Genomic DNA, 17517 nt, shown 5'->3' on the forward strand with positions numbered 1-17517 from the left:
CGCCCAGCCTAATCCCGGCCCAGGACGGCGGTGAGCCGGGACACGTCGGCGACCAGTTCGTCGACGACCGGGAGGTCCTCGACGAGGTCGAACCGGTCGTGGCGGACGTAGTAGAAGCCGGCGGCGACCCGGTCCACCCCGACCCCGTACGCCCACGCCGCCGCCAGCCGGTAGAGGGCCAGCTGCAACGGGTCGGCCGCCCCGCCGCGGTGGGTCTTCCAGTCGACCACCAGGTAGTCGGTGCCCGCCCCGGCCGGCTGCCGGTAGACGGCGTCGATCCGGCCGCGCACCAGCCGTCCGCCGAGGGAAAGGCCGAACGGCAGCTCGAGAGCCAGCGGCTGGCGGTCGGCGAACCGGCCCGCCTCGAACGCCCGGCACAGCAGCTCGAACTCGGCCAGCATCGTGTCGTCGGCGGCCGACCGCTGCCGCCCGACGGCGATCCCCTCCTCCCCCTCGAGCCCTTCCTCGAAGCGGACGTCGAGCGTGCCCTGGTGGCGGAACCGGTCCTCCACCCAGGCATGGAACCGGGTGCCCAGGGTCGCCCGCCGCGACGGCTGGACGGGCATCGGGCGGCGCACCTGCGCGCGCAGCGCCTCCGGGTCGGCGATGCCCCGGACGATCTCGGTCACCGAGAGCCGGCCGGGCCGCTCGACGTCGGCCGGGGAGCGGCGGGCCCGCAGCCGGGCGATGATCCGGTCGCTCTCCGCACGCCAGCGGGCCGCCCGGGCAGCGCTGTCGGCGTCCGTTGCCGGCACCGGCCGGCCACCGCCGGCGAGGGTGGCCCGCCACCGGTCCACCGCCACGGCGAGCTCGCGGCTGGCCTCCAGGTCGACGCCGCCGGGCCCGATGCCGGGCCCGGGCCCGACGCCGGGCCCGGACGGGAGGGTGTCCTCCCGTGCCCGCTCGGCATACGGGTTGGCCGTCTTCGCCCCCTCCGGCACCTCCTCGGGCTGTCCCAGCACGGTCCGGGCGGCGCGGAGGAACGGCGATTCGCGTCGCTCGCCCACGGTGTCCGGGTGCCAGTGATGGCCGGAGACATGCAGCCGGTGCCGGGCCCGGGAGACCGCAACGTAGCCGAGGCGTCGCTCCCCGTCACGGGCGAGGTCCTTGAGCTCGTCGCGCCACTGCTGCAGGCCTTTCCGGGTCACCTCCACCGGGTGGGGCAGGCCGTCGGCGTCCCCACGCAGCTCGAACGGCAGCACCTGCGCCGACCGGGTCCAGTCGGCCGGTGTCGGGGTGCTGGGGAAGACCCCGTCGACCACGGCGGGCAGCAGGACCACGTCCCACTCCAGACCCTTCGAGGCGTGCACGGTCAACAGGGTGACCGCGTCCCGGGCGGGCGGCGGGGCCTGTTCGATGCCCCGCCCGACCCGGATCTCGGCGTCGAACCAGGCCAGCAGGCCGGCCAGCCCGGCGGCGGCGCGCCGCGAGCCGTACTCCTCGACGGCCTCGATCAGGGCGTCCAGCTGACGGGCACCGTCCGGCCCCCGGTCCGCCAGCAGTTCCGGGACGATCCCGGTGGCACGGACCACCCGGGCGACCAGTTCACCGATCGGGTCCCCGGCGTGACGGCGCAGCCGTGCCAGCTCCACAGAGAGGGCCGAGACCCGTTCCCGGGCCTCGGCGGACAGCTCCCCGGGGCCCGGATCGTCCACTGCATCCAGCAGGCAGAGGTCCTCTCCCTCACCGGCCAGCAGGCGGGCGCGGTGCGCCAGCGCGGCCAGGTCACGGTGGCCGAGACGCCAGCGGGGCCCGGCGAGCACGGTCACCGCGGATCGGTTGTCGGTCACGTCGTGGAGCAGCCGGAGGACGGCGATCACCTGGGCGCATTCGGGCAGCTCCAGCAGGCCCCCCAGCCCGACCAGCGCCGCCGGGACGCCGGCGTCGTCCAGGACCCGGTGCAGGACGGCGAGATCCGCCCGGCGCCGTCCCAGCACGGCGATGTCGGCCCAGGCGACCCCCCGCTGGTGCTCCTCGAGGAGGGTCCGGACGACGTGGTCCAGCTCGTCGTCCCAACTGAGCGCCCGGTGCACGGTGACCTCACCGGGCTCGGCCCGGTCCGGGCCGACCAGGGCCTCGGGGCAGGCAGGCCCGCCCGCGGCGCGCAGCGGCGCGGAGACCTCGTTGGCGACTGCCAGGATCGCGGTGCCCGAGCGGCGGTTCGTCCGCAGGGTGAACCGCCGCGCCGGCGCGCCGTCGGTGGCCGGGAACCGGGTGGGGAACCCGGCGATGGTGCCGACGGCCGCCCCCCGCCACTCGTAGATCGCCTGCAGCGGATCGCCGACGGCGGTCACCGGGAATCCCCGCCCGGAGGCCGGGTCGGGCCCGGAGAACAGGCCGGCGAGCATGCTGGTCTGGGCGGCGGAGGTGTCCTGGTACTCGTCCAGCAGCACCACCCGGAACTCCTCGCGCAATCGCCGGCCGACCCCCGCGACCTCGGTCGCCAGCCGGGCCGCCAGGGCCGTCCGGTCGGCGAACTCGACCACCCCCTCGCGGGCCTTGGCCGCCCACAGGTCGCCGACGAAGCCGACCAGCTCCCGTCGGGTCCGGTCCACCCCGAGCGCGTCCGTCACGTCCTTGTACGGCCTGCCCCGGTACTGCGGCGCCGCCTCGAGCTCGGCCCGGAAGGTCCGGCACTGGTCGAGCAGCTGCTCGGTCGACACCCCGTTGGCCAGCATCTCCCCGCTCAGCGCCACCACCCGTTCGACGACGGTGGCCACCGACAGCTCGGCGAGTCCGGGGGCCGCGATCCGGCCGCCGGCGACCACCCGGTCGGCCAGGGCATGGAGCTCGGCGTCGTCGACGAGGCGCAGGTCGCCCTCCACCCCGAGTCGGGGCCCGTGCTCGGCGGACAGCATCCCGGCGAAGGAGTCGTACGTCGCCACCGTCGCCCCGGCGGACTCCTCGGCCGTCCCGAGCAGGCCGGCGCCGTCCAGCGAGACCCGGATGCGGGTCGCCAGTTCCCGCGCGGCCCGCCGGGTGAAGGTCAGTCCCAGCACCTGGTCGGGCCGGACCAGTCCGGAGGCGACCAGCCAGACCACCCGCGCCGCCATCACCGTCGTCTTGCCGGTGCCGGCCCCGGCGATGATCACGCCGGGTTCCAGGGGTGCCATGATCGCGGCGAGTTGCTCGTCGGAGAACGGGATCCCGACCAGCCGGCACAGCGTCGGACCGTCGACCGCCGTCATCACCGGGTCCCCCGCAGTGGGCATTCGGCGCTGAACGGGCAGCCCCGGCAGTGGGTCCCCCGGCGGGCCCGGAAATCCTCGTCCCGGACGATCCGGGCCGCCTGCGCCACCGCCGCCGAGGCCCAGTCCGGGGCGGCACCGAGGTCGAGGCCGTCGGGAAGCCGGTCCGGAACGGGGACGTCGTCGAGCGAGGGCTGGCCGAGGGTGGCGGCCCGGGGATCGCCCTCCCCCGCGTCCAGGTAGACCGCGAGGGCGGCGCCGGGGCGGTGGTGCGCGCCGCCGGTCACCTCGTCGAAGGCTCCGGCCCGGACGGCCAGCTGGTACACCCCCAACTGGCCGAGCGTGGCGACCTGGCCGGCGGTGGCCTTGCGGCCGGTCTTGTAGTCCACGACGACCGGTCGGCCGTCGATCAGCTCCAGCCGGTCCACGGTCCCACGCACCTGCACCCGATCCGTACGCCCGTCGGGCAGTTCGACCGGCAGCTCACACCGGAACCCCACCTCGGCCCCGACCAGCGCACCCGCCGGCCGGTCCGCGTCCCACGAGCGCCAAGCCTCCACCATGCTCCACGCCCGCTCGCGCCGGGCGTCCTGCCGCCACGCCGGCCCGGTCGCGACGGCCACCCAGGCTTCGTCGAACGCGGCGCGCAACTGCCCCGGGCCGATCTCCCCCAGGCTCGCCCGCCGGGCCAGCTCGTGGACGAGCGTGCCGACCGTCGCCGCCTCGGTGGTCGCCTCCGCCGCCCCGGCCCGCCGCTCCAGGAACCACCGCCGCGGGCACCGGCGCAGGGCATCCACCCAGCTCGGCGAGAGCACCACCGGCTGGTCCGACGGGACCAGCGGCTCCGGCCGCCGGGTCGTCCCCCGCACCGCCCACCAGGTGCGGGGCGCCGCCGCCGGCACCTGGTCGGCGAGCCGGGCCAGCACCACCGCGGCCTGGTCGCGCAGCAACGGGCTCACCGCCGGATCGGCCCCCACCGAGCGCAACTCACCGACCAGGGAGGCCGCGCTCGGCGACGGCCCGACGTCCGGGTCGGACCCGGTCTCCGCCAGACCGAGCTCGGCGAGGAAGCGGGACGGCGGACCGGCCTCCCCGTCGCCGTCCGCGACCGCGGTGACGAGCAGCGCGTCGCGGGCCCGGGAACAGGCCAGATGGAACAGCCGCCGTTCCTCGGCCAGCACCTCGCCCTGGGTCAGCGGCGGCGTCGGCCCCGCCGGTCCCAACCGGTCGGTCCCCAGCAACGACCGGCTGTGCCGCGGCGCGGGCCAGATCCCCTCCTGGACCCCGGCCACCACGACCAGGTCCCATTCCCGTCCCGCGCAACGGTGCGGGGGGAGGACCTCCACGGTGTCCGGCTGCCACCGCCGGGTCATCCGGGCGTCGACGGCGATCTCCTGATGACGCACCTCCTCGACCAGGTCCTGGGCGGCTCCCCTTCCCCGCCGGGCGCCGCTCCGGGCCGCGAAGTCGAACAACGCCAGCACCGCGTCGAGGTCGCGATCCGCCCGCGGGGCGTCGGTGCCGCCACCGAGTGCCGTCTCCCGGAGCCGTTGCGGCCAGTCGGTGGCCGCCCACCCGGCCCACAGCACCTCCTCGGCGCTGCCCGCCGTCGCGATCGCCTCCCGGGTGGCCGTGACCGCCGCCCGGACCGCCGCCAACCGTCGGTGGACGTGGGCCAGGCCGGCCGGCTGCTCGGTCGATCCCGGAGCGGCCAGCAACCGGCGGTGCCGTCGCAGATCCAGTGGATCGACGGCGCCCAGCGGGCCGAGGGCCAGCCGTTCCAGCGCCTCGGTCCCGATCTCCTCCGGGCCGAGCGCCGCTTCCAGCACCTCCACCAGCACCCGGACGGCGGGTTCGTCGATCAGGGGGGTGTCGTCGGCCACCGCCACCGGGATCCCGGCCCGGACCAGTCTGCGGCGCAGCACGGACTCGTCGGCACCGCGGGAACGGACCACGACCGCCATCCGGTGCCAGCCGATCCGGCGTTCCTCGTGGGCGGTCAGCAGGGCCCGGGCCACCACCTGTGCCTCCTGCCGGGCGTCGCTGCACAGCAGCAGGCGGGCCGAGCCCTCCGACACCCGCCCGGCGGCGGGGCCACGCCAGTCCGGCAGGGTCACCGGCCGCGCCCGGCGGGTCAGCGGGGCGTGCACCACCCGCGAGAGCAGGTCACCGCGTCGGTGGTCGGTGCCCAGCACGTGCACCGGGGCGGGTCCGCCCCCGGCACCGGCGTGGTCGGCGGGGAACCGAGCGACCACTCCCCCGTCCGCCCCGCGGAAGGAGTACACCGCGCGATCCGGGTCCGCCGTCACCAGCAGACCGGCCGGCGAGCCGGGCGGCACCAGGTCGCGCAGCAGCGCCGCGTGGGCCGGCACCGCGTCCTGCAGGTCGTCGACCAGGACCTGGTCCCAGCGGGCCCGCAGCGCGTCCCCCGATCGCGGGTCGGCCAGCAGAATCCGCACCCGGTGCACCAGTTCGTCGTAGTCGAGCACCCGCTCGGCGTCGAGCACGTCGAGGTACTCCTCGAACAGGTGCGCCGCCCGCACCCACGCGGGCCTGCCATCGGCCCGCCCGAACCCGGCGATGTCGGCCGGATCCAGGCCGAGCTGGCGGGCCCGGGCCACCAGGTCACGCAGCTCGCGGGCGAAGGCCCGGGTGCCGACCGCCGGACGGATGTCCTCGGGCCACGGCTCGGCCGATCCCGCCAGTACCTCCCGCAGCCGCAGCTCCTGCTCCGGCGCGGTCAGCACCCGCCAGGGATCACCCCGGTGCGCCTCGGCCCACAGGGCGTGGCACAGGCCGTGGATGCTGAGGACCGGCACGGCCGCCCCGGCCTCCCCGAGGCGCTCGGCGATCCGCTCGGCCAGTCCCCGGGCGGCGGCCCGGGAGAAGGTGAGGACGAGGAGTCGCTCCGGCGCGACCCGGTGGTCACGGACGGCGGCGACGGCGGCCTCGACCAGTGCCGTGGTCTTGCCCGTGCCGGCGGCACCGAGCACCAGCAGCGGGCCACGCCGGTGGTCGACCAGCACCTGCTGGGCCGGGTCGAGGACCGGGCCGGCATCCAGCCGGCGGATCCCGTCGTTCAACACGTTCGCCGATCTCGTCGCCTCCACGTACTCATCCCAGCAGAGGCCACTGACATCGCCCGGGAGACCCGCCCGAGCCGCCCGGATCCATCACCCACCGGTCGCCGGCGTCTCCGCCGTCAGCGAACGGCTGTCGCCCCGGGGACCCCGATGTGGCACGGTGGAGGGCAGCCATACCCGAGCAGAGAGGCACACCGGTGGAGATCAAGATCGGCGTCAAGAATCTTGCCCGTGAGGTCGTCGTCGACCTCGACCAGACAGTCGACGCGTTCAAGGCGACCTTCGAGAAGGCGCTCCTGGACGGCACTGTGCTGTCCCTCACCGACACCCACGGCCGCCAGGTGCTGATCCCGGCCGACGCCGTCGCGTACGTCGAGATCGGGCAGCCCAACGCCCGTCCGGTGGGCTTCGGCAGCCTCTGAGGATCGCGGTCGCGGGGCACTGCCGGCCGCTGGGCTAGACTGGTCGCGTGACGAGCCCCTCAGCGGGGCGCCACCGTACCTCCCGGGCGTGCCGAGCCGAAGAGCGCGTCCAAGCAGGACGCCGCACCATCGTGCGCAGCGCCCGCGACTGCAAAGGCCAGAGCCCTGACAGACAACACCACCACCTTCACGGATCTCGGCATCGATGCCGCTTTCGGCGACGCCCTCGCCGAGCACGGCATCGTCCATCCGTTCCCCATCCAGGAGATGGCCATCCCGATCGCCCTGCAGGGCACCGACCTGATCGGGCAGGCCCGCACCGGGACCGGCAAGACCCTTGCGTTCGGGCTGCCGCTGCTGCAGCGGATCGCCCTGCCGGCCGACGCCGAGGACGGCCACGGCACCAGCCCGCAGGCGCTGGTCATCGCCCCCACCCGGGAGCTGGCCAACCAGGTCGGCAAGGATCTCGGCACCGCCGCCGCCCGGACCACCGCACGGATCCTCACCGTCTACGGCGGCACCCCGTACGAGCCGCAGCTGGCCGCCCTTGCCGACGGCATCGACGTCGTCGTGGGGACGCCGGGCCGGCTGCTGGATCTGGCCGACCGGCGCGCCCTGGACCTGTCCCGGGTGCGCATCGCGGTCCTCGACGAGGCCGACGAGATGCTCGACCTCGGTTTCCTCCCCGACGTCGAGCGACTGCTGTCCAAGACGGCGCGGAACCGTCAGACGTTGATGTTCTCCGCCACCATGCCCGCCCCGATCGTCGCGCTGGCCCGGACCCACCTGCACTCGCCGGTGAACATCCGCGCCGAGCACCAGGAGGATGTGCAGACCGTCCCGGCCACCCGGCAGTTCATCTACCAGGCCCACCCGCTGGACAAGCCGGAACTGGTCGCCCGGATCCTGCAGGCGAGGGCTCGCGACCGGGTGATGATCTTCTGCCGGACCAAGCGCGAGGCGCAGCGGGTGGCCGACGACCTGTGCGAGCGGGGCTTCGCCGCCGCGGCGATCCACGGTGACCGCACCCAGGCCGCCCGGGAGCAGGCGCTGCGCCGGTTCCGGGAAGGTCGGATCGACGTCCTGGTGGCCACCGATGTCGCGGCCCGCGGGATCGACGTCACCGGCGTCACCCACGTGATCAACTACGAGTGCCCGGAGGACTCCAGCACGTACGTCCACCGGATCGGCCGCACCGGCCGCGCCGGGGCCGAGGGGGTCGCCGTCACGCTGGTCGACTGGGCCGATGTGACCCGGTGGAAGGTGATCAACAAGACCCTGGGCCTCGACCTGGCCGACCCCCAGGAGACCTATTCCACTTCCGACCACCTGTTCGCCGAGCTGGACATCGACCCGGAGTCCACCGGCCAGGTCGGCCCGCCCCGGCCGACCAGCGGCACGGCGGGACACAAGGGCGGCGCCGGGTCCGCCAAGGGCTCCGGCCGGGCCACCGGCGGGCGCCGGCCGGGCCACCGGTCGCCGACCCGTTCGGGCGCCCAGCCGGCCGAGGGCGCCACGAAGGGGGCCGCGACCGAACCGACCCAGCCGACCACCGGCGAGACGGCACCCCGCCGACGCCGTCGGCGCCGGATCCGACGCGAGAGTGAGGGGGCCGCCACGGCCCCGCCCCCGGCGGAATGAGATCCGGATGACCGAGTCCGACTGGCCGATCGAGAAGGCCGTCGTCGACCTCGACGACGGCACGTCGTTGGCGCTGCACACCTGCAGCCCCGATGACGAGCGCGGTGTGGTCATCCTCGTGCACGGCATCTTCGGGTCGAAGGAGGACTTCGACACCGTGCTGCCGGCGCTCGCCGAGGAGGGCTTCACCGCCTGCGCGCTCGACCTGCGCGGCTGCTACGAGTCCGCCTCCCCCGGGCCGTTCTCGCTGGCGGTCTTCGCCGAGGACGTCATCGCCCTGGTCGACGAGATCGGCTCCGACATCCCGGTCCACCTGGTCGGTCAGGGCTTCGGCGGACTGGTCGCCGAGGAGGCGGCCCTGCTCGAACCGGACTTCTGGGACTCGGTCACCCTGGTGAGTTCCGGCCCCGGCGGCCTGGGCCGCACCCGGCCGCTCGGCTTCGTCGAGGACGCCCTCGCCGAACACCGCCCGCTGGCGGAGATCCACCGGGAGTTCCTCGACCTGCTCGGGCTGACGGTGGACCACCCGTCGGCGTTCCTCGACGAACGGCTGGCCCGCACAGATCCGCGGGCCGTCGCTGCGATGATCGACGCCGCCGAGCACACCCCGGACCGCTCCGGGCTGCTGTGCGCCACCGGGATCGACTTCCACGTGGTGTACGGCGAGTACGCCGACTCCTGGCCGATCCGTGCCCAGGTGGCGATGGCCCGCAAGTTCGGCGCCGACCCGGTGGTCCTCAAGGGCTGTTCCGACCATCCGGCCGAGGACCGGCCGGAGGCCACCGCGCGGGCGCTGGTGCAGAACTTCCTCGAGCTCGACTAGGCCGGCGTCGACGGACGTCAGGGCTCAGCCGCCCATCAGCTCCCGCAGCCGGGCGTACTGCTCCGGGTCGGTGACCTCGCAACCCAGCGGATTGTGCGTCTTGCCGGTGCCGTGGTAGTCACTGGAACCCGTGATCAGCGCCCCGTGGGTGGTGGCGTACGCCCGCAGCCGCCGCCGGTCCTCGGGCCCGTGCTCGACATGGTCGACCTCCCAGCCGGCCACCCCGGCGGCCAGCAGCTCGCCCAGCACCTCCAGCGGCAATGCCCGCTTCGAGTCCCGACCCCACGGGTGGGCGATCACCGGGACCGCCCCGGCCGCCCGCACCGTCCGGACGGCGGCGAAGACGTCCGGGGCGTAGCGGTCCACGTACGCCGGGCCGCCCTCCGCCAGGTAGCCGGCGAACGCCTCGTCGCGGCTCGCGACATAGCCCCTGGCGACCAGGGCGTCGGCGATGTGCGGCCGGCCGATCGACGGGGTGTTCCGGGCCTGGGCGGCCACCTCCTCCTCGGTCAGCGGCATGCCCAGCGCGGCGAGCCGGCGCAGCATCGCCGGGATCCGTTCGGTCCGCCCGTCCCGGATCCGGGCCAGTTCGGCGGCCCAGGCCGGGTCCGTCCGGTCCCCACCGTAGCCGAGCAGGTGGACCGAGCTGCCGCGGTGCCCGCAGGACATCTCGACGCCCGGCACGACCTCGAGACCGATCTCGGCACCCGTCCGGGCCGCCTCCGCCAGCCCGTCCCAGGTGTCGTGGTCGGTGAGGGCCACCACGGCCAGGCCGCTGCGCGCCGCCGCCCGGACCAGCTCGGCCGGGGTGTCGGTACCGTCCGACACGGAGGAGTGGGTGTGCAGGTCGATCCGGCCCGGGACGGTCATGGCACTCATGGTAGGGGGTGGCACCATGGGTTCCATGCAGATCTCCGCGACCGCACTGTTCCCCGCCGATCCGGTCCGCGTCTTCGCGATGCAGACCGATCGGGCCTTCCTCGAGGAGGTCTGCCGGCTCGGCGGCGCCGTGGCGTACGAGGTCGAGGCGATCGGCAACCGCACCAAGATGTCACGCAGCATGCCGTCGCCCGACGTGGCGCGGAAGTTCGTCGGTGACACCATCACCGTGGTGGAGACCTATCTCTGGGGCACGGCGTCCGCCGACGGCACCCGGATCGCGGACCTGGTCGTGGACGTGCCCGGCACGCCGGGGCGGATGACCGGCGCGGCGGTGCTCTCCCCCACCCCGAGTGGCAGCCAGATCGTCGTCTCCGGTGACCTGGTGGTCAGGCTGCCGCTGGTCGGCCGCAAGCTCGAGCAGGCGGCCGCCCCCGCGCTCACCGCGGGCGTCGAGGTGCAGGAGAAGGTCGCACGCCGCTACCTTCTGGCCTGAGGCCCTCAGCCGAGCAGCGCGTCGAGTTCGTCGGGGGCGTACCAGAGCAGGTCGTGCTCGGCGACCAGGGCCGCGATGTGTTCGGCGAAGGCGGCCGGCTCGGTGCGTACGGCCCGAGCCGCGGCGACCGCGGGCAGCGCCGCCGGCTCGTCGACGAACAGCGCGCTCACCTGCGCCCAGTCGACGCCCGACACGGTGACCCGGCCCGATCCGGCCTCCGGGTCCGCCACCAGCTGGTCCGGACGGACCCGGACCGCCACCACGAACCGCGGGCCGGCGGATGAGCCGGCCAGGCTGCGCGCCGCGGCGTCGGTGAGGGCCCAGAAATCGGCCTCCTCCTCGTCGTCCGGCACCGCCAGGTCCAGGTCGCGCCGCCGGGCGTACGCCACGTCGACGCTGATCCCCTCGGCGCGATCCAGGCGTCCGGACCGGCGGAACTCCTCCGCCGCCCCTGGCGCCGAGGGCAGGTAGACGGTCCGGGTGGTGCGTGCGCTGGCCATGGCCTCAGGCTAGTGCCCCGAGCCGTCCGGAGTCGCCCGGAGTCGCCCGGGTGTTGTCCGTCCGCCGCGCTGTCCACAGATGTGTTGTCCGGCCCTTCCCGGCGCGCGCCACGACCGGCACGGTGGAGGCGTGCTCACCCTGTTGCTGCCCGAGTCCCGCCCGCCCCGCCTCGACCTGTCCGGACCGCCGGACGAACAGGTCGGCCAGCCGGGTCTGTTCGACACCCTGCCCGATCCGTCGGCGCCCCCGCCGGGCTCCGCGCGGGCCCGGATGCTGGCCGGTGCGGGCGAGGCCTGCACGGCGGCACTGCTCGACGTGCTCGCCGGTCGGCGCGGCCCGCACCAACTGGCCCGGTGGACCACCGAGGCCGTGCTCACCGATCTGGTGCTGCTGGCCCGGGCGGTGCGCCGGCACCCGGTCCGGACCGGATCACCGTACGTCCAGGTGGTCGGCGACCGAGCCGCCGAGATCGTTGTCCCGTGCCGGCCCGGCCGGGGCGAGGACTGGACCCCGCTGCGGGTGCTCACCGCAAGGGTCGAGCCGTACGCCGACCGCTGGCACTGCTGCCATCTGGGCTGGATCGCCGGCCCGCCCCGGCACCCGGCGGGTCAGGCCGAGGCCGTCGCCGCTCCGGTCTTCCGGCCGTGACAGTACTTGAACTTCTTGCCCGACCCACAGGGGCACGGGTCGTTGCGGCCGACCCCGGCGTACGGATCGTCCGCCGACGGGACCCGGCGCCGCACGGTGGCGCGGGTCTCGTTGCTCTGCTCGGCCTTGCCGTCCTCCCCGGGCGCCGAGTAGGCCAGCGGCGCCTCGACCCGTTCCGCCAGCCCGGTGGCACTGGCCCGGCCGCCGGCCGGGACGCCGGCGGTCACCTCGGGGCTGGCCACCGGACGGCCGGCGGCGGCTCCGACCACGATCGGCCGGCCCCGGTCGTCGCGGACGATCCCCACCTTCGGCTGGTCGGGCAGCTGCACCTCGAGATTGAACAGGTAGCCGACCACCTCCTCCATGAAGGCGTCCATCATCGCGGTGAACATCTCCGCGCCCTCACGCTGGTACTCCACCAGCGGGTCACGCTGGGCCATCGCCCGCAGGCCGATGCCCTCGCGCAGGTAGTCCATCTCGTAGAGGTGCTCGCGCCACTTCCGGTCGAGCACCGTGAGCAGCACCCGGCGCTCCAGCTCGCGCATGTTCTCCGCGCCGAGGTGTGTCTCGCGGGCGTCGTACGCCTCACGGGCATCGGTCTGGAAGTCCTCGACCAGCTCGGCGGAGCTGAGGTTGACGCCCCGGTAGTCCTCGATGTCGAGACCGACCGGGTAGAGGGTCCGCATCTGCGCCCACAGCGCGTCCAGGTCCCAGTCCTCGGCGAAGCCCGTCGCGGTCGCCTCCCGGACGTAGCCCTCGACCACCTCGTCGGTCGCCGCGCGCAGCCGCTCCGAGACGTCGGCCCCCTCCAGCACCTTGCGGCGGTCACCGTAGATGGCGTGCCGCTGGCGGTTCATCACGTCGTCGTAGCGCAGCACGTTCTTGCGCATCTCGAAGTTCTGCGACTCGACCTGCTCCTGGGCCTGCTGGATCGACTTCGAGACACGCTTGTTCTCGATCGGCTGGTCGTCGGGGATCCGCAGCGCCTGCATCACCCAGTCGACGATGTCGGACTTGAACAGCCTCATCAGGTCGTCCTCCAGCGACAGGTAGAACCGGGACTCACCCGGGTCGCCCTGCCGGCCCGAGCGGCCGCGCAGCTGGTTGTCGATCCGCCGCGACTCGTGGCGCTCCGACCCCAGGACGTACAGGCCGCCGAGGTCGACGACCTCCTCGTGCTCCGCCTTCGACTGCTCCTCGTACGCCTTCAGCACCTCGGGGTAGTCCGCCTCGTACTCCGCGGAGTTCTCCAGCGGGTCGACCCCGCGGTCCTGCAGCGCCTTGTCGGCGAGGAACTCGGAGTTGCCGCCGAGGATGATGTCGGTGCCACGACCGGCCATATTGGTCGCGACGGTGACGGCGCCCTTGCGGCCGGCCTCGGCGACGATCGCGGCCTCACGCTCGTGGTTCTTGGCGTTCAGCACCTCGTGCGGCACCCCGACCTGCTTCAGCAGCGCCGAGAGCACCTCGGACTTGGCCACCGAGGCGGTGCCGATCAGCACCGGCTGGCCCTTCTCGTGGCGCTCGGTGACGTCGGTGACGATCGCCCGGAACTTCGCCAGCTCGGTGCGGTAGATCAGGTCCTTCTGGTCGAGCCGGATCAACGGCTTGTTGGTCGCGATCGGCAGCACCGACAGGCCGTAGATCTTCTGGAACTCCGACTCCTCGGTCTTGGCCGTGCCGGTCATCCCCGCGAGCTTGTCGTACATCCGGAAGTAGTTCTGCAGGGTGATCGTCGCCAACGTCTGGTACTCGTCGCGGACCTCGACCCGTTCCTTGGCCTCGATCGCCTGGTGCAGGCCCTCGTTGTAGCGGCGACCGGGCAGGGTACGACCGGTGTGCTCGTCGACGATCAGCACCTCGCCGTTCAGCACGACGTAGTCCTTGTCCTTCTTGAACAGCTCCTTGGCCCGGATGGCGTTGTTCAGGTAGGAGATCAGCGGGGTGTTGACCGACTCGTAGAGGTTGTCGATGCCGAGCTCGTCCTCGACCCGGTCGATCCCGGGCTCGAGGATCGCCACGGTGCGCTTCTTCTCGTCGACCTCGTAGTCCCGGTCGACCTGCAGCTTGCGGGCGACCAGCGCGGCGAACACCGGATACCACTGCCGGTTCTCCTCGGCAGGGCCGGAGATGATCAGCGGGGTCCGCGCCTCGTCGACCAGGATCGAGTCGACCTCGTCGACGATGGCGAAGTGGTGGCCACGCTGCACACAGGCGTCCAGGGTGAGGGCCATGTTGTCGCGCAGGTAGTCGAAGCCGAACTCGTTGTTGGTGCCGTACGTGACGTCGCAGCGGTAGGCCCGGCGGCGTTCCTCCGGGTCCATGTTGGCCAGGATCGTGCCGACGGACAGCCCGAGCCAATGGTGCACCCGGCCCATCCACTCCGCGTCACGGCGGGCCAGGTAGTCGTTCACCGTGACGACGTGGACACCCTCACCGGTCAGCGCGTTGAGGTAGACCGGCAGGGTGGAGACCAGCGTCTTGCCCTCACCGGTCTTCATCTCGGCGATGTTGCCCCAGTGCAGCGCCGCCCCGCCCTCGATCTGCACGTCGTAGTGACGCTTGTCCATCACCCGCTTGGCGGCCTCGCGGACGGTGGCGAATGCCTCGGGCATGATCGAGTCGAGCGACTCGCCGTTGTCGAGGCGCTGACGGAAGTCGTTGGTCTGGCCCCGCAGCTCGGCGTCGTCCATCGCCACGAAATCCGGCTCGATCAGGTTGACCCGCTCCGAGACGGTCTTGAGCCGGCGAAGGATGCGACCTTCGCCCATGTGCAGGATGGTGTCCAGGACTGCCACGGAATCAGTGCTTTCTCACGAGTTCGTCTGGGGCGTCCACCCGCGGGCGGACGTACCCCATCGTAAGGGGTCGGCGAAGCTCCGCCGACCCCCTCGTCAGCCGCGGCGGTAGTGGTAGCGGCGCCCGGTCACCGTGGACGGCACGATTGCCATCACCTCGGGCCTGTCACCCTCGATCCACGGGTGCACGCCGCTGGCCGCAGTGGCCGCCTCGGCGCCCTCCAGCGCGGTGGCGAAGCCACGGACGACGACGCTGGTGCTCTCCCGGTCCTCGATCCGGTCGACCTCGTAGGCGACCGTGCCCTGCTCGTCGATGCCGAGCAGCTTCGAGCCCTGCCCGGTCTCGAAGACGATCTGGCCGTCGCGGACGGCGTGGTTGATCGGGACGATGTTGACCTCGCCGTCGAGCACGTACGCCAGTCGACCGACGGGTTGTCCCGCCAGGACCTCCCAGCAGGCCTCGGCAGTCAGTTCCTCCATGCGCTCGTGCTCCATCGGTACTCCTTCGTGTGGTGGGGCTCCGCGTTCGTGTGGTCGGGCTTCGTCCCCGAGCGTACGACATCCCCCTGCCGCGATGTCGACGCCCCGCCCCGGAGCGGAGCCCGCCGCGGTGGCGGCGGATGTCAGACTGGTGACGTCCCGGCGCCCGCGGGCGGCCGGGGAGGAACGCAACGAAAGGCAGCTGTTCATGAGTGAACTCGCAAGCATCGGGGTCGTCGGGATGGCGGTGATGGGTTCCAACCTGGCGCGGAACTTCGCCGCCCACGGCCACACGGTCGCCATCTACAACCGCAGCGTCGAGAAGACCGAGAAGGTGATGGCCGAGCATCCCGAGGCCGGCTTCATCGCCGCCCGGACGCCCGAGGAACTCGTCGCCGCCCTGGCGAAGCCACGCCGGATCATGATGATGGTCAAGGCCGGCGCCGCGACCGACGCCACGATCGAGACCTTCGCCCCGCTGCTGGAGGACGGTGACATCCTCATCGACGGCGGCAACGCCTTCTACAAGGACACCCAGCGCCGCGAGATCGCGCTGCGCGACCAGGGCATCCACTTCGTCGGCGTCGGCGTCTCGGGCGGTGAGGAGGGCGCGCTGAACGGCCCCTCGATCATGCCGGGCGGCTCGCCGCACTCGTACGAATTCCTCGGCCCGCTGCTGGAGGACATCTCCGCGAAGTACCACGGCGAGCCCTGCTGCACCTACATCGGCACCGACGGCGCCGGCCACTTCGTCAAGATGGTGCACAACGGCATCGAGTACTCCGACATGCAGGGCATCGGCGAGGCGTTCAGCCTGCTGCGGGCCGCCGGCCTGAGCGTGCCGGAGATCTCCGACATCTTCCGGGAGTGGAACACCGGCGAGCTCGACTCGTACCTGATCGAGATCACCTCGCAGGTGCTCGACCAGGTCGACGCGAAGACCGGCCGGCCGCTGGTCGACGTGATCGTCGATGCGGCCGGGCAGAAGGGCACCGGCTCGTGGACCGCCCAGATCGCCCTGGAACTCGGCGTCGACGTGAACGCGGTGGCCGAGTCCGTCTTCGCCCGGGCGGTCTCCTCCTCCCCCGAGCTGCGCGCCGCGCTCCGGCCGCTGCTCGCCGGGCCCGACCGGATCATCGCCGTCGAGGACCGGGCCGGCTTCGTCGAGGACGTCCGCCAGGCGCTGTGGGCCTCCAAGGTCGTCGCCTACTCCCAAGGCCTGGACCTGATCCGGGTCGGCGCCCAGCAGTACGGCTGGGACATCGACGTCGCCGCGGTGGCCCGGATCTGGCGCGCCGGCTGCATCATCCGGGCCCGGCTGCTCGGTCGGATCTCCGACGAGTACGCCGCCAACAACCTCACCAACCTGCTCCAGGCCCCCTCGCTGGTCACCGACATGGCGGCCGCCCAGGACGGCTGGCGGCGTACGCTCGGGCGGGCGATCGCGGCGGGGGTGCCGGTGCCGGTCTTCTCCTCCGCCTTGGCCTACTACGACAGCGCCCGGTCGCCGCGGCTGCCCGCCTTCCTGATCCAGGGCCAGCGCGATTTCTTCGGCGCCCACACCTACCGGCGGATCGACGAGGAGGGCACCTTCCACACCGAGTGGTCCGGCGACCGTACGGAGACCAGGCTGGACTGACCCGCGGACCGATCCGGCGGACGCGGATCCGAAGAACGCCGAGGGGGCCGGCCCGGGTGGACCGGCCCCCTCGGCGTACCGGAGGACTCAGCAGTGATGTTCCCCGGGGACGGCTCAGCCGACCCTCTCCTGGGTCGCCTCCCCGTCCAGCCGGAGCACGCCGTAGCTGTAGCCCTTGCGGCGGTAGACCACGCTGGGCACCCCCGCCTCGGCGTCCTGGAAGAGGAAGAAGTCGTGTCCGACCAGTTCCATCTGGTCCAGCGCCTGGGCCAACGTCATCGGGGTCCTGGGGTGCGACTTCTCGCGCACCACCAGCGGACCCTCTCCCGTCACCTCGATGCCGGCGACCGTACGGGTCTCCTGCTCACCGACCTCCTCGGCCGTGGCGAAGCCCAGCTCGGGCAGCTCCGCGGCCGCCTCGTAGAGTGCAGTCGGACGGCGCCGCCCGTGGTGCACCTTGCGGCGATCGGAGGCACGTCGCAGCTGGGCCCGCAGCCGGTCCATCGCCAGTTCGAAGGAGGCGAACCTGTCCGGGTCCGCGGCTTCGGCGCGGACGATCGGGCCCTTGGAGAGGAGGGTGATCTCGGTGCGGTAGGTCTGGTTGGGCTGCTTCTCGGTCCCGTACGCGGAGAGCTGCACGTCCACGCGGATCACGCGATCCCGGAGACGCTCGATCTTCCCGATCTTGTCCAGCACGTGCAACCTGTAGTCCTCGGGCACCTTGGTGTGCCGGCCAGTGACGTTGACGTCCATGGCAACCTCCAGTCTCAGCGACAGCCGACCGCCCGTCGGCCGACGGGCTCCTTATCGGCCCTGACATGCGAAAAGCACCGCGTCCCCCTCACCCTGAGGCAGGACCTCTGGGGATCCTGCCTCGCCGGAATCATTGGGGAACCGGTGCCATGCACCTACGGTACTC

The 17517-nt window shown here is 73.1% G+C and carries 13 protein-coding genes; 6 read left to right on the plus strand and 7 right to left on the minus strand.

The genetic code is table 11. From position 1 onward, the window contains the following. Positions 1-8 precede the first annotated feature (8 nt). Both R0145_RS09910 and R0145_RS09915 read right to left on the minus strand, forming a co-directional pair. Entirely contained in the window at positions 9-3188 is a 3180-nt protein-coding gene (locus R0145_RS09910; protein WP_317836655.1) for an ATP-dependent DNA helicase, read from the minus strand. Next, positions 3188-6298 carry an ATP-dependent DNA helicase gene (locus R0145_RS09915; RefSeq protein ID WP_317836656.1) on the minus strand — a complete coding sequence of 1037 codons (3111 nt, stop codon included), beginning with the start codon at positions 6296-6298 and terminating at the stop codon, positions 3188-3190. The genes R0145_RS09910 and R0145_RS09915 overlap by 1 nt, the downstream gene beginning before the upstream one ends. Before the next feature lie 170 nt (positions 6299-6468). Between R0145_RS09915 and R0145_RS09920 the strand changes: the two genes are divergently transcribed. The 3 genes from R0145_RS09920 (at position 6469) to R0145_RS09930 (ending at position 9157) form a co-directional block, all read left to right on the plus strand. Continuing rightward, positions 6469-6693 carry a DUF3107 domain-containing protein gene (locus R0145_RS09920; RefSeq protein ID WP_317836657.1) on the plus strand — a complete coding sequence of 75 codons (225 nt, stop codon included), beginning with the start codon at positions 6469-6471 and terminating at the stop codon, positions 6691-6693. Positions 6694-6858: 165 nt separating this feature from the next. Next, positions 6859-8334: a DEAD/DEAH box helicase gene (locus R0145_RS09925; RefSeq protein WP_317840207.1), complete on the plus strand. Its 1476-nt coding sequence runs from the start codon at positions 6859-6861 to the stop codon at positions 8332-8334. A gap of 7 nt (positions 8335-8341) precedes the next feature. Continuing rightward, entirely contained in the window at positions 8342-9157 is an 816-nt protein-coding gene (locus R0145_RS09930) for an alpha/beta hydrolase (protein ID WP_317836658.1), read from the plus strand. Between the two features lie 24 nt (positions 9158-9181). Here the strand turns inward: R0145_RS09930 and R0145_RS09935 are convergent, their stop codons facing one another. Continuing rightward, positions 9182-10027, minus strand: a complete 846-nt coding sequence (locus tag R0145_RS09935; RefSeq protein ID WP_317836659.1) for a PHP domain-containing protein — start codon at positions 10025-10027, stop codon at positions 9182-9184. A gap of 34 nt (positions 10028-10061) precedes the next feature. On the opposite strand from R0145_RS09935, the gene R0145_RS09940 reads away from it, so the two are divergent. Continuing rightward, entirely contained in the window at positions 10062-10532 is a 471-nt protein-coding gene (locus R0145_RS09940) for a DUF2505 domain-containing protein (protein ID WP_317836660.1), read from the plus strand. 5 nt (positions 10533-10537) lie between these two features. Here the strand turns inward: R0145_RS09940 and R0145_RS09945 are convergent, their stop codons facing one another. Further along, positions 10538-11032, minus strand: coding sequence for a DUF6912 family protein (locus tag R0145_RS09945; RefSeq protein ID WP_317836661.1), 495 nt, complete (start codon positions 11030-11032; stop codon positions 10538-10540). Between the two features lie 130 nt (positions 11033-11162). On the opposite strand from R0145_RS09945, the gene R0145_RS09950 reads away from it, so the two are divergent. Continuing rightward, positions 11163-11681, plus strand: coding sequence for an Rv3235 family protein (locus tag R0145_RS09950; protein WP_317836662.1), 519 nt, complete (start codon positions 11163-11165; stop codon positions 11679-11681). On the opposite strand, the gene secA is transcribed toward R0145_RS09950, so the two are convergent. Further along, positions 11642-14470 (minus strand): preprotein translocase subunit SecA, encoded by a 2829-nt coding sequence (gene secA / locus R0145_RS09955; RefSeq protein WP_317840208.1) that lies wholly within the window; start codon positions 14468-14470, stop codon positions 11642-11644. The two genes, R0145_RS09950 and secA, sit on opposite strands and share 40 nt — an antisense overlap. Before the next feature lie 105 nt (positions 14471-14575). Continuing rightward, the gene (locus R0145_RS09960) at positions 14576-14974 is read right to left on the minus strand and encodes a pyridoxamine 5'-phosphate oxidase family protein (protein ID WP_317836663.1); all 399 of its coding nucleotides are present in this window, start codon (positions 14972-14974) and stop codon (positions 14576-14578) included. A gap of 193 nt (positions 14975-15167) precedes the next feature. Here R0145_RS09960 and gndA point away from each other — a divergent pair, with 193 nt between their 5' ends. Continuing rightward, the gene (gene gndA, locus R0145_RS09965) at positions 15168-16598 is read left to right on the plus strand and encodes an NADP-dependent phosphogluconate dehydrogenase (RefSeq protein WP_317836664.1); all 1431 of its coding nucleotides are present in this window, start codon (positions 15168-15170) and stop codon (positions 16596-16598) included. Positions 16599-16712: 114 nt separating this feature from the next. Here the strand turns inward: gndA and hpf are convergent, their stop codons facing one another. Continuing rightward, positions 16713-17351, minus strand: a complete 639-nt coding sequence (gene hpf / locus R0145_RS09970) for a ribosome hibernation-promoting factor, HPF/YfiA family (RefSeq protein WP_317836665.1) — start codon at positions 17349-17351, stop codon at positions 16713-16715. Positions 17352-17517: the final 166 nt, after the last annotated feature.

It is taken from the genome of Raineyella sp. W15-4 (assembly GCF_033170155.1).
GTDB lineage: Bacteria > Actinomycetota > Actinomycetes > Propionibacteriales > Propionibacteriaceae > Raineyella.